Genomic DNA, 12,435 nt, shown 5'->3' with positions numbered 1-12,435 from the left:
TGCGCCTACCGAACGACACAAGAAAGTCGGCACTGACTATTTCGATGGCGGCAACTTTAATTTCGATGAATTTAGCGAACAGAGGAGCAGCGAATGGACACTCAGACAATTCTTACGTTTTGCTTGGCTTTCTTCGTATTCGCCGCGAGCCCAGGCCCGGACAACCTTACGATTTTTTCCAAAACTGTCTCCAACGGCCCGGCGCACGGAATTGCGTATGGTGTTGGGGTCGTTTGCAGCATCTTTCTGTTCGTCATCTTCGCGGCAATTGGCTTCAATGCAATTGCCCAATACATGAACGAGAAGCTGCGATTCATTCAGTATGTGGGTGCCATGTATCTGATCTACACAGGCGTTATGATGTGGAGATCGAAACCGGACATTAAGCCCCGGGTGATGCGCGGCGGCTTGGTATGGCTCTTCTTAACCGGGTTTCTTTTGAACATATCCAACCCCAAGATGCCAATCTTCTACCTCGCGCTCCTACCGGGAGTTCTCGGCATTCGGCCACTAACAGTGTCTGACACACTGGAATTGCTGGCGATCATCGCGCTCATCGAGGTCGTGGTCGTAGGTGGGCACGTGTATCTGGGACAGAGGGCAAAATCCGCTCTTACCGATCCGAAGAAGCTCGGCGTGTTGAACCGTGGCGCTGGGGCGCTCATGATTGGCGCTGGCGTGCTGGTTGCAAGTCGCTAATAACATCAGGAGCATCAAGGCTTTTGTGCCTAGTGGGACCAAAGGTCGTCGTGGTCCGCGCACCGACGACCGGGATTTCCTTGATGCGTTATTATGGATGGCCGTTCGGGCGGACGCTGGCGCGACCTGCCGGCGCGGCTGGGGGACTATCGCTCGGTGAAACGGCGCTATTACCGCTGGATCGAGATGGGCGTACTTGACCAGATGCTTTCGGGTTCTGGCGCGCGAAGCTGACCTGGAATGGCTGATGATCGACAGCACCGGCGAAAAGGGCGCAGATGCCCAGGACTTCACCTTCTCGTATGACAGACATAGAGAACACCGTGGAAACATCGGCACGCTCGAACGCAGCCGATGGCGCGAGCTTTAATAGATGCCGCGACACCTCCGATCGCTCAAGGCCCACCCGCATAGCCAGTTCGCCGACATCCAGCTCTTCCTCCGACAATAGGAAGAGTATCTGGAGGAGGTTCGGGTCTCAGTTGCCCACTCCAAACCAATGGCATGGACATCGTTCTGGCCACGGCAGAGCCCTTTGCAGGGATTTCGGGCATTGCCACCTCCTGTTCGAGTTATGTCAGGCCTCTCTATCCAGAACCGTCGATCGGAATTCCAGGTCCGGCAGGGCGCTCCGGTGGCTCATTCAGATTGAACAGCCTCCTGCACAGGCTATCGAAATCCGCGTTCCGGTTCGGCGCACATGTAGATTGCGAGCGCTGCCCGGGTTGGTGCCTCAGGTGATTGCCCCACTCCACACCATGGACTATTAGTCATATCGTAGGAAGAATGCTCATTATCGCGTGGCAGTAAAGGGAGACTTCTGGGGAGAGCTAGTTGCGAAAGAGGATCAGGCTGCATCAGGTCCGCGTGGGAATGTTTGTCGAGGAGCTGGAAGGGACAGCTCTCGACCCTGCGAAACCGCATGGGCGGTTTCTGATTAAATCCTCGCTGGATCTCGATCGCATGATGGCAAGCCATGCTATCAGCGTCGTCATTGACACACAGAAGGGCATCGACACCGATACCGCGTTCCCTCCCGAGGGGCTGAACCCCGCCGCCTTTCAAGCCCATCTGCATAGCTTTTTCTCAGGCGAGCAAATTGCCTTGGCGCAAAGGGCTATTGAGGAGACGCGACCCTATGTTCGAAACGTCCTCGTCCAGGCGCAGCTTCATCACGCCTTTCAATTCGATTCCGCCTGTCTAGCCGTCGAAAAGGTCATGTCCGACGCCATGTCGACGACAAGTGCATTGATCGGCGTTGCCAAGCTGAAGGACAAGGATGAAGGGACTTTTCTTCATTCGCTGGCCGTCAGCGCGTTGATGATCACATTCGGCCGAAACCTTGGACTGAACGAGGAGAAGATCCGCCTACTCGGCCTTGGAGGGCTTGTTCACGATCTCGGAAAGATGGTGTTACCGGTGGAACTGTTGCGCAAGCCCGGCAAACTCACGGCCGATGAACTGGCGCTAGTCCGCACTCATCCGCAACGCGGCTACGAAATGTTGAAGAAAGAGCCCTACGTTTCAAACGCCGTCCTTGAGATATGTCTTTCCCACCACGAGAAATTCGACGGTTCTGGCTATCCACATGGATTGGCGGGAAACGATATTCCGCTTGTCGCCCGGATCGCCGCTATCTGCGATGTCTATGAGGCATTGACGACTGTGCGGCCATACAAGCGGGCCTGGACGCAGGCGGAGGCAATTGACACGATGATACATTCAACCGGGCATTTCGACCCGGATCTGCTGAAGGCCTTCGTTTCCAGAATGGTTATCAGCGGCACGATCCACTGAGAGGCGTCATTGCGGGGCAGTCGGCCTTTCCAACTCGATGACCTGCGCGCAGATCATCAGATTGTTGGCGATTTCTCTGCACTGTTCCGGTGTCATCGAAAATTGCACCGATTGCGTATCTCCGCCCGGTTTGTCGATCTTGAGGTTTACGATGCAGGACATTCCCTGTTTGATGTAGCGATTGAATTCCCGAAGCGGGGGCGCGACCATGCGCCCTCGTTCATCAAGGTCTGGTTGTGGTATTTTCTCTCCGTCACTCGCGAATCTCTACGCGTATTTGGACTGCAACCGTTACGATTATAATTAATTCCGAATTAATATCAGTGTGCGAGTATTCGTACTGTGGCTCGACGTATAGCCACGAACGTCTCCATGGAGGATCGCCCGTGAATATTCTCAATCGTGGTGCCAATGCTGTCGCAATTCTTTCTGCGCTATCAAAATCTCAAGCCATGATCGAGTTCGATCTTTCAGGCAAGATATTGACAGCCAATGAAAATTTCTGCCGCGCGCTCGGCTATGAGCTATCGGAAATCGTCGGCAAGCAGCATAGCATGTTTGTTGAACAGGGCTATGCGCGGTCATCGGATTACAAGGCATTCTGGGCCAAACTCTCAGCCGGTCAATATGATCAGCAGCAATATAAGCGCATCGGCAAAGGCGGCAAGGAAGTCTGGATCGAGGCCTCCTATAATCCGGTCATTCGCCGTGGCAGGCCAGTGAAGGTGATCAAGATCGCCACCGACATCACTGCTCAGAAGCTCAAGACTGCCGAAGATGCCGGCAAGCTAGAGGCTCTGTCCCGGGCACAGGCGATCATCGAATTCACTCCGGCCGGCGACGTGCTGACAGCCAATGAAAACTTCCTGTCGACCCTCGGTTATGCCCTGTCCGAGATCCAGGGCAAGCGCCATTCGATGTTCTGCGAAAGTTCCTACGTCAATTCGGCCGCCTACCGGGACTTCTGGATGAAGGTTGCCGGAGGCGAACTGGTGGCGGACGAGTTCATGCGGATCGGCAAGGGCGGGCGCAAGGTCTATATCCAGGCCTCCTATAATCCGATCTTCGACATGAATGGCAATGTCTTCAAGGTGGTGAAGTTTGCGACCGATGTGACCGGGCGCGTCGAAAATGTTGACCAGCTTGCAGGTTGCCTGGACAATCTTGCCAACGGCGACTTGTCACAGAATATCGAAAAGCCATTCATCCCGTCCCTGGAACGCCTGCGAACCGATTTCAATGCCGCCTCCGAAAAGCTGAAGCGAGCGATGGCGACGGTCGCTGACAATGCACGTGCGATCGCGGCCGGTTCGAGCGAGATTCGCACCGCAGCCGATGAACTGGCGAAACGGACGGAACAGCAGGCAGCCTCTGTCGAGGAAACAGCTGCGGCACTTGAAGAGATTACGACGACTGTGAAGGACTCCAGCCGCCGCGCCGAAGAGGCCGGACAGCTCGTCAGTCGCGCCCGCGAACATGCGGAGCACTCTGGTCAGGTCGTTCGAGACGCAATCGGTGCCATGGATCAGATCGAAAACTCGTCGCGGGAAATCTCCAACATCATCGGCGTCATCGATGAGATCGCTTTCCAGACCAATCTTCTGGCATTGAATGCCGGCGTCGAGGCCGCCCGCGCCGGTGAAGCCGGCAAGGGTTTCGCAGTCGTCGCCCAGGAAGTTCGTGAATTAGCACAGCGATCTGCGACGGCGGCAAAGGAAATCAAGATGCTGATCACTGCTTCGGGCGGGCAGGTTCAAAACGGTGTTTCTCTCGTGACGAAGGCGGGCTCCGCCTTGCAGGAGATAGCCACTCAGGTGCACGACATCAACACGAATGTCGTTGCGATCGTCGAAGCCTCTCGCGAGCAATCTACCGCCCTTGGAGAGATCAATCAGGCGGTCAATACCGTCGATCAGGGGACCCAGCAGAATGCGGCCATGGTCGAAGAGCAAACTGCCGCAAGCCACAGTCTGGCCCGTGAGGCAGCCGCGCTGTTCGAACTGCTGGAGCAATTCAGGTTCGATGATGTACCGAGATCGATGCCATCATCGACCGGTGGTCCGCTGCGACCCCTGCCCCGGTCTTCACCCCCAGCCAGCCGCAGACCTGTTTCGTCCTCGGCCGCACGCGGTAACGCGGCATTGGCCACGAAAGAATCAAACTGGGAGGAATTTTAACCGCTGACTGCCGATCTATGCTGGGCGCGTCATTGGAGCCCGTTTCTGAAGCCTGGGAACATCACCGTACGGCACGCAGGCCGCGAGGCGAGTGCTTTGGCCAATCGTGCCTGCGCGAGGTAAAACGCAACAGCACCAAGAGTTCGGTCGATGCAAGCCAACCGATAGGGGCATCAAAGACACCGCAAATACCGGCACGACTCTCCTTCCAGACCTGTCGACGCGTTCCGGCAAGGCTCGATCCTGCCAACCACCATCCACCGCCGCGGCTAAATCCCCATAGCGCCAAACAACCCGCGCCTTCGTTCAATGCGGCTTACATGAGGCCGCCCGAATTCGCCGCGCCGTCCGATGCGACCTCAAATAACCCTCCAGATTCCCTGTGGTTGATTTTGTGATTCAAGATCATTGCTGGTGTGGAGGCCGGTGATGATGGCAAGACCTCTTTCTTTGGATTTACGAACGCGTATTGCGGGGGCGTTGAACGGTGGCATGACGGTCCGCGCAGCGGAGCGGTTTGGCATATCGGCGGCATCTGCTGTGCGGATCGGACAGTTGAATCGTTCGGGCAAAGGCTTGCTGCAAGCGAAGATCGGCGGCTATGTCAAGCCAACCCTGAGGGGGGCTGCGGCCGATGCAGTGCGTCAGCGGCTGCAGGTCAAGTCAGACTGGACGGTGCGTGCCCTGTCGGCGGACCTGAAGGCTTCAGGGATCAACGTGTCCCACGACACGGTCTGGCGGTTCCTGCGCGCAGAAGGCAAGACCTTCAAAACGTATGGCCCGCCCCGCTTGCAAGAGCATTCTACGATTTGCTGATCAGTCTGCGTCAACGTATACGGTCTCATGAGTAAGCTCATGGCCAAGATGGACATCCGCACGTTCAGAGCCCCAATAAACACTTCGGCACCCAGTGCCATTTTTTTAACCGGGCTTTCCAAACGCCGTTCGACTGTCAGGCCATCTTCACGATCCTTCCTGCAAACTTCGTTGGGCTGCGCGTTTCATAGTGCGTAGCCAATCCGATTACGCAGCTACCGGGTAACTGCGGTCAAAAGCTGTTTCCTTGCGCAAGGCGGCCCACGCCATTCGTGCCAGCTTGTTCGCCAGCGCTACAACCACAGCGTTACGGTGTACGCGTCGCTCTATCATGGCCTTCAGCCATCGCCCGAGAGGCGTGTTACTCGTTGAAAGCGACGGTAACGCCGCGCGAGCACCATGAATAAGTAGAGTGCGCAGATAGGTGTTGCCTAGTTTTGATATCCCAAGCAGTCGGGGTTTACCGCCAGTACTGTACTGTCTGGGGACCAATCCGAGCCAAGCGCCCAGATCGCGAGCCTTGGCGAAGCTGCTCGCATCACCCACCGCAGCGACCAGGGCCGTCGCATTGAGTACACCGATTCCAGGGATAGATGTCAGCCTGCACATAGCGGCATCACCGCGAGCCAACTGGATAAATTCGGTATTCAGAGCTGCGATTTTTGTGTCGAGTTCCTTCCATTCTGCACGCAACTCGCCAACCAGCTGGCACAGTCGCGACGACAAGACCTCATTGCTCCCTGCAAGCATGCTGTCCACGCCAAGCTCGAGTTTTCGCCTCCCAACCGGAAAGATTACCCCACGCTCCAACAGGATCGCGCGAAGCTGATTGATGAGGTTCGTTCGTTCAGTCACAAGGCGAGAACGCGCCCGATGAAGCGTCTGGATGTCCAGTTGCTCCTCGCTCTTAAGGTCGACAAAACGCATGGTTGGTCGAGATGCAGCTTCGGCAATACCCTCAGCATCCCGGTCGTCGTTCTTCTGGGCTTTGATATACGGGCGAACGTACTCCGGCGACATCAACCGGACCTCGTGGCCTTGTCTAGCAAACAGGCGACCCAGATGATGGGCACCGCAGCATGCTTCCATTGCGACCACGCAAATCGGGAGCTTCGCTACGTAATCAATCAGCGTCTCGCGACGCATCGTCCGGCGAGTAACCACCGCACCAGTTGCGTCGACACCAACTGCGCTGCAGGAGTTCTTGCCCAGATCAATTCCGAGAATCATTATGTTCATTGGTCCGTTCCTTTCTTCCTTTCACACGCCAGCATCATAACAGACGCTGGGGAAAGGGGCGGGCCATTCCATAAACACTGGTGGCAAGCGAGCAGGACAGGCCGAAGGTGGCCCGGTTCCGAGCGCGGTGGAAGACCCATCAGCATCGGCTTGACCCGGACAGGCTTGTCTTCATTGACGAAACCTGGGTCAAGACCAACATGACGCGCACTTGCGGCTGGTGTCAGCGCGGAGAGCCTCTCATCGCAAAAGTCCCTCATGGTCATTGGAAGACGCTGACCTTTCTGGCTGGCCTGCGCCGCGACGGCATCGTTGCCCCCTTCGTGCTCGACGGCCCCATCAATGGCCTTGCCTTCACCGCATGGATCCGTCAATGCCTGGTTCCCACATTGAAGGCAGGCGACGTCATCATTCTGGACAATCTGGGCAGCCACAAAGGCAAGCCTGCCCGTGACGCGATCCGGGATGTCGGTGCCCATCTCTTTTTCCTGCCGCCCTACAGCCCCGATCTCAACCCCATCGAAATGATGTTTGCAAAGCTCAAGACGCTCGTCAGAAAGGCCGAAGAGCGAACCGTCGAAACAACGTGGAGGCGCATTGGCGAACTGCTCAAGCTCTTCACACCACAGGAATGCTCAAATTATCTCAGACATGCAGGATATGGTTCATATTAAACCTGACAGACTCTAGGGATTATTGTCGCACAAATACGGCTTCCTGGACTATCCTTCGCTCACTCCCCCGACTACCGCCAAGATAGCCTTGGACAGATCGTCTGATCCAAATGGCTTGCGAACGAGCCTGGTCATGGGTCCCATCGCCGTGCCTTCCACCCGATCGTGTCCCGTCGCAAAAAGTACAGGCAGATCGGGTGCGATTGTTCTCACGCGCTCGACCAGTGCAACCCCTGACATATCTGGCAAGCCGACATCGGTCATCAAAAGATCAATCTGATTTGAATTGATAATGCCGAGAGCCTCTCTCGCGTCGCCGGCTTCGAGAACCGAATGACCCAGCTCTTCCAGCATATCCCGCGTGCTCATTCGGATCAGGGCATCATCCTCGCAAATCAGCACCACAAGGGATCGCACCGGCGGATCACCGGGGACAGATGGAATGGATTGTTGTGTCGTCGTGGCGGTAAGCATACGTTGCTTCGTGTTCGCAAATACGGCACGCAACTTTCGCGCCAAAGCCTCACGTGTGTAGGGTTTGCTCAACAGTTCGACGCCCGGATCCAGCCGTCCGGCATGAACGATAGAATTCTCGGTATAGCCCGACGTAAAGAGAACGCCGAGCTGCGGCAGCCTCTCGACAGCTTTGCGCGCCAGTTCCGTGCTTTTGAGATTTCCTGGCATCACCACATCGGTGAATAGGAGGTCGATCGCCATACCGCTTTCGATAATCGCAAGAGCACTTTGCGCGTCAGGCGCCTGAAGGACGCGGTAACCGAGATCGCTCAGCGTCGCCATGACAGTCTCGCGCACGGCATTATCGTCTTCCGCCACCAGGATCGTTTCCGTCCCACCTACGATGGGACCCATATCGATGTTGACAAGAACGTCCTCGGACTGGCTAGAGCGGGGCAGATAGAGCTTGATGGTGGTACCCTGGCCGAGCTCGCTATAAATCTTGATATGTCCCCCGGATTGTTTGACAAATCCGTAGACCATCGAGAGGCCGAGACCTGTCCCCTTGCCTTCGGGCTTGGTGCTGAAGAACGGATCGAACGCTTTTTCCAAGACTTCCGCCGACATGCCGGAGCCGGTATCCGTCACGGCCAGCATCACGTATTGACCGGCGGACACATCAACATGAGAACGCGTATATCCATCGTCAAGGAAGGCGTTGCCCGCCTCGATCGTCAGCTTGCCTTGCCCATCCATGGCATCGCGCGCGTTGATCGCCAGGTTCAGCAGGGCGTTCTCGAGATTGGCGCTGTCGATAAGCGTGTTCCACAAACCACCGGCGATAACAGTCTCGATCTCGATGGATTCGCCAAGCGCGCGGCGCAGCATCTCGTCCATGTTTCGGATCAGACGCGCGGGGCTTACGACCTTCGGTGCCAATGGCTGCCGGCGGCCGAATGCCAGGAGTTGCGACGCAAGCTTCGAGCCGCGAGACACACCCTCCATTGCGTTCTCGACGCGCGTTTCAGCACGGTGATTTCCCGCGATATCCTTCGCCAGCAATTGCAAGTTCCCGCCAATGACTTGTAGGAGGTTGTTGAAATCGTGGGCGACGCCACCTGTCAGATTGCCGATTGTCTCCATCTTCTGGGCCTGGCGCAAAGCGTCCTGCGCCTTCACCAACTCCGCAGTTCCAGCTTCGACACGGTGCTCCAGGGTCAGCGCGAATTCAGCAAGGGCGGTTTCCGCCGCCTTCTGATCGTCGATGTCGGTATTGGTGCCGATCCATCGATCGATCTTTCCATCGCTCGCTTTGATGGGAACCGCGCGGGCGATATGCCAGCGATAGACCCCGTCATGGCGCCGCAGCCTGAACTCGACCTCGTAAGGCTGTTCCATCGCACGGGCATTGGACCAAGCTTCGGCGGCCGCAGGGATATCGTTCGGATGAACCATAGCTGCCCAGCCATCACCGTTAAGGCTACCCTGAGCGGATCCACTATAGGCATAGACCCGATCGTTGAACCAATCGAGCGCCCCATCCGGTGGCGACGTCCAGACGTGGTTGGGCATCGATTGCGCCAGGGACCGAAACCGCGCTTCGCTTTCCGCCACCAGACGTTCGGCGCGCTTGCGCTCGGACACTTCGAGGAACAACACCGCAAATCGGTCGCCGCCGAGCGCGCGCGCCCGCGCCTCGAACCACCGGTCGAGCGATGGCACGTGGGCCTCCAGCATCTCCGCGACACCTGTATCCACCACCCTGGCATAGCCATCGATCAGATCGCGGGGAACGTCCGGAACGATGTGGCCCAGTTGATGACCGATGGCGTCCTCTGCGGGGATCCCCGTCTGCTTGGTAAAGGCTGGATTCAGCTCTTCAAATATGAAATCATGCATGTGGCCGGCGGCATCACGCACAGCGCGACCGACGAAGAACCCTTCCTGCATCTGCTCGAACAGCTCTCGCCACTTCGCCTCGCTGTCGCGAACAGATGCTTCGATCGCCTTTCGGGGCGTAATGTCCATCGCAGCGCCGACAAACCGCTTGGCCCCACCGGAGCCTGAAACCACCTCCCCCTGGCGGGCGATCCATCTCACCTCGCCGGACGTCTCGAAAAGCCTGCGGTATTCGACATAGTCGAGCGGATTGTCGCTGCCGAGCTTTGCCGGTCCTGTGTTCGAACGATCGTCGGGATGAAGCAGGCTCACCAAAAGCGTATCGGTCACTTCGATGTCGGGTGACAGTCCCCAGATGCGCCGATACTCGTCGGAAACCTCGAGCAGGCCCGTATCGGGATACCATTCGAATGTGCCGATGCCCCCGGCTTTCTGGGCCATCTGAAGTCTCTGCTCGACACGAACCCGGGCAGTCGTGTCCTTGAGGATGATCACAGCACCACAGGGTACGCCGTCGTCATTCCGGACGCAGCTGGCATCGATGTTCAGCCAGACATCGTGAGGAGCGCTGTTGCGTTCGACCACGAGATGCTGATCGCGATAGGAAAGGGTTTTGCCGGAGAGGACGGTTGTCAGAAAGTTCTGATCAAGCTCCAACAGTTCAGGCCAGGCCCTCCTTAAGGTCTGTCCGAGCGATCCCGGGTGGCGGGAGCCCGCAAAACTCGCATAGGCATCGTTATAGATGACTGTGCCCTGGGCACCCCACAGCAAAACCATGGGAACACCGGATCCAAGGACGTAGGACGTCATGTTCCGAAGCAGGCTTGACCACTGGCCAAGGTCGCCCAAGGGCGTGTCGCTCCACTCGAAGCGAGCAATCGCGTCCGCGCACGGATTGCCGAGCGGCAGAAAGTTGTTTGAGGCTTTGGGCGACATCGTCATCTGAGCCAAGAATTTGAGTGGAAACAGTTCCTCTGATTATTGAGCAACAGGTACTGATCTATCAGTACCGGAAGGATCCCGCAATTAGGGTTTTAGGTTAGGATTGCATGGGCTTATGAGACTTGGATAGTTTACAGGACTGACAGTGGACGGGAGTCTTCCCAATGGCCTCGGCTGCTTGTCGGAGAACGCTCTGTCAAGCTGGTATCGCTGACATTCCGACGCGTGCAGAGGTCAATCGGCACTTGGACGTGACGCTCTGCCTTTCGATCGTAGATTGGGTGCTTACAATCACATCGTCTGTCGTCACGCATAATACCTTTGGCCGCATTTACATGTTGCCGGTCGGACCTGTTCATAAGCTGGACACCTCTATTTACCGGCATGGGACGGTTGCAAGAGCTGACAAAGCCATTTCGGCGGTGAATTCGGCAAGCGACCTGTTAGTTTTGGGTGATAATTGCCGCCTTGGCGGCTTGCATTCCGGCCTTTCGGCCAACGAGCATCACGCCATCTGCGGTTTTCCGGTCAGGCAGACATAGCGGAGCATGTTGTAGGCGATATTGGCCACGCCGATCTTCACCTTTGCCGTGCTGATACCAATGGTGCGGATGAAGAGCTTCATCTTGTCCTTCTGCCTGGCAAAGACATGCTCGACGGCGGAGCGAACTTTCGAGCGGTGGCCATTGGCCCGCGACATAGCCTCGGGCATGGGGCGGCCCTTCGGTTTCCTCTGGTGAATGTCCGACTTCAGTCCGTTCTTTTCCAGCCACTCCTCGTTGGTCTTCGACCGATAGGCGCTATCGGCCCAGACGGTCGAGGCTGTGTTGTCCTTTGTCACGACATAGCGGAGTTGGGCCCCGTCATGGGCGCTCGCACTCGTTACCGTCCACCCCCGGATGAAGCCGTGCACCCGATCAATCCCCGCATGATTTTTGTAGCCGAACATCGAGATGGCAATGTCATGCTGCTTGGTCGCGGCCGTTGTCGGTGTTTCCGTCGGTTGCTTGGCCTTGGAATACTTCACCGTCCAGCGCGCGTCGCGGTCCTTCTGCGCGAGCTTGGCGGGTTTGTCCTTCCACTCGTCCGGGACCTCACCAGCCTTGATCGCGGCCTTCTCATCCTGGCTATTGTGCTGCTTGGGAGCCTGGATGATCGTCGCGTCAACGATCTGCCCGCCCTTGGCCAGATAGCCCGAACGTGAAAGGTGCTTGTCGAAGCGTGCGAACAGGTTATCGATGGCACCGGCGCGCACCAGGCTTTCGCGGAACAGCCAGATCGTCTTGGCGTCCGGCACCTTCTCCGACAGACAATCGGTCCTGGATAACGAACTCGGCCTGATCATCGGAGAGATTGTAAAGCGCCTGCAACACCAGGATCTTGAACATCAGCACTGACGGGAAAGCAGGGCGACCGCCCTTCGACCCATCAGATCGCTTCAGCGACTTGGCGAGCGGCTTCTCGAACACAGGCCAGGGAATGATCGCGTTGAGCTTTTCCAGAGGATCACCAACGGCACTCAGCCGCTCGTAACGTTCGTCCAAATCCCAGAACCCTGGCTGTCCCCGCATCATCCGCTCCCTGCAAATCACACAGCCGAAGTGAATCACGAATCCCGAAAAAAGGGGAGGTTTTTAGAGGTGTCCAGCTAATTGTCGGTCGTGATCTCAAGCGCCTGAAAAAATGCTGGATGCGAAGGTGTCGGCTTCAGCAAGAATGGTTTTACACAACTCCTA

Annotated in this window: 9 protein-coding genes and 3 pseudogenes; 8 read left to right on the top strand and 4 right to left on the bottom strand. The window is 57.0% G+C overall.

Features of this window, described 5'->3' with window-relative positions; genetic code table 11:
• The first annotated feature begins 93 nt into the window (after window positions 1–93).
• From ASB66_RS21225 to ASB66_RS21210, 4 genes and pseudogenes are all read left to right on the top strand, one after another.
• Window positions 94–699, top strand: coding sequence for a LysE family translocator (locus tag ASB66_RS21225; RefSeq protein WP_060716671.1), 606 nt, complete (start codon window positions 94–96; stop codon window positions 697–699).
• Window positions 674–961 (top strand): annotated as a pseudogene (locus ASB66_RS21220) (transposase); the annotation flags it as partial. The gene ASB66_RS21225 and the pseudogene ASB66_RS21220, both read left to right, overlap by 26 nt.
• Window positions 947–1,069: a hypothetical protein gene (locus ASB66_RS27030; protein ID WP_267967346.1), complete on the top strand. Its 123-nt coding sequence runs from the start codon at window positions 947–949 to the stop codon at window positions 1,067–1,069. The pseudogene ASB66_RS21220 and the gene ASB66_RS27030, both read left to right, overlap by 15 nt.
• 464 nt (window positions 1,070–1,533) lie before the next feature.
• Window positions 1,534–2,496, top strand: coding sequence for an HD-GYP domain-containing protein (locus ASB66_RS21210; RefSeq protein WP_060716672.1), 963 nt, complete (start codon window positions 1,534–1,536; stop codon window positions 2,494–2,496).
• A gap of 6 nt (window positions 2,497–2,502) precedes the next feature.
• Here ASB66_RS21210 and ASB66_RS21205 read toward each other — a convergent pair whose 3' ends face one another.
• The gene (locus tag ASB66_RS21205) at window positions 2,503–2,706 is read right to left on the bottom strand and encodes a COMM domain-containing protein (RefSeq protein WP_060716673.1); all 204 of its coding nucleotides are present in this window, start codon (window positions 2,704–2,706) and stop codon (window positions 2,503–2,505) included.
• Window positions 2,707–2,882: 176 nt separating this feature from the next.
• Between ASB66_RS21205 and ASB66_RS21200 the strand changes: the two genes are divergently transcribed.
• Complete coding sequence (locus ASB66_RS21200; RefSeq protein WP_060716674.1) at window positions 2,883–4,673, top strand: methyl-accepting chemotaxis protein; 1,791 nt, start codon at window positions 2,883–2,885, stop codon at window positions 4,671–4,673.
• A gap of 429 nt (window positions 4,674–5,102) precedes the next feature.
• Window positions 5,103–5,489 carry a helix-turn-helix domain-containing protein gene (locus tag ASB66_RS21190; protein WP_060716675.1) on the top strand — a complete coding sequence of 129 codons (387 nt, stop codon included), beginning with the start codon at window positions 5,103–5,105 and terminating at the stop codon, window positions 5,487–5,489.
• Between the two features lie 207 nt (window positions 5,490–5,696).
• On the opposite strand, the gene ASB66_RS21185 is transcribed toward ASB66_RS21190, so the two are convergent.
• The gene (locus tag ASB66_RS21185) at window positions 5,697–6,728 is read right to left on the bottom strand and encodes an IS110 family RNA-guided transposase (RefSeq protein WP_060716676.1); all 1,032 of its coding nucleotides are present in this window, start codon (window positions 6,726–6,728) and stop codon (window positions 5,697–5,699) included.
• 74 nt (window positions 6,729–6,802) lie between these two features.
• Here ASB66_RS21185 and ASB66_RS21180 point away from each other — a divergent pair.
• Window positions 6,803–7,402, top strand: a pseudogene (locus ASB66_RS21180) (IS630 family transposase); the annotation flags it as partial.
• Between the two features lie 48 nt (window positions 7,403–7,450).
• Here ASB66_RS21180 and ASB66_RS21175 read toward each other — a convergent pair.
• On the bottom strand, window positions 7,451–10,693 hold the full coding sequence (locus ASB66_RS21175; RefSeq protein ID WP_071207468.1) for a response regulator: 3,243 nt from the start codon (window positions 10,691–10,693) through the stop codon (window positions 7,451–7,453).
• A 170-nt stretch (window positions 10,694–10,863) separates the two neighbouring features.
• Between ASB66_RS21175 and ASB66_RS21170 the strand changes: the two genes are divergently transcribed.
• Window positions 10,864–11,241 (top strand): DUF2867 domain-containing protein, encoded by a 378-nt coding sequence (locus ASB66_RS21170; protein WP_081088931.1) that lies wholly within the window; start codon window positions 10,864–10,866, stop codon window positions 11,239–11,241.
• Here ASB66_RS21170 and ASB66_RS21165 read toward each other — a convergent pair.
• Window positions 11,205–12,270: pseudogene (locus ASB66_RS21165) on the bottom strand (IS5 family transposase). The gene ASB66_RS21170 and the pseudogene ASB66_RS21165 overlap by 37 nt on opposite strands.
• Window positions 12,271–12,435: the final 165 nt, after the last annotated feature.

Origin of the sequence: Gillisella vitis (assembly GCF_001541345.2) — a bacterium.
In the GTDB taxonomy this organism is placed as follows: domain Bacteria; phylum Pseudomonadota; class Alphaproteobacteria; order Rhizobiales; family Rhizobiaceae; genus Allorhizobium; species Allorhizobium vitis.
The sequence above is the reverse complement of the archived record's forward strand: the minus strand, read 5'-3'. Positions and strand labels throughout refer to the sequence as shown.

What these genes read in the sequence shown, in the direction of transcription:
- ASB66_RS27030 (WP_267967346.1), top strand. Translation starts at nt 947, where the DNA reads ATGATCGACAGCACCGGCGAAAAGGGCGCAGATGCCCAGGACTTCACC.
- ASB66_RS21225 (WP_060716671.1), top strand. Translation starts at nt 94, where the DNA reads ATGGACACTCAGACAATTCTTACGTTTTGCTTGGCTTTCTTCGTATTC.
- ASB66_RS21175 (WP_071207468.1), bottom strand. Translation starts at nt 10,693, where the DNA reads ATGTCGCCCAAAGCCTCAAACAACTTTCTGCCGCTCGGCAATCCGTGC.
- ASB66_RS21185 (WP_060716676.1), bottom strand. Translation starts at nt 6,728, where the DNA reads ATGAACATAATGATTCTCGGAATTGATCTGGGCAAGAACTCCTGCAGC.
- ASB66_RS21205 (WP_060716673.1), bottom strand. Translation starts at nt 2,706, where the DNA reads ATGGTCGCGCCCCCGCTTCGGGAATTCAATCGCTACATCAAACAGGGA.
- ASB66_RS21170 (WP_081088931.1), top strand. Translation starts at nt 10,864, where the DNA reads ATGGCCTCGGCTGCTTGTCGGAGAACGCTCTGTCAAGCTGGTATCGCT.
- ASB66_RS21190 (WP_060716675.1), top strand. Translation starts at nt 5,103, where the DNA reads ATGATGGCAAGACCTCTTTCTTTGGATTTACGAACGCGTATTGCGGGG.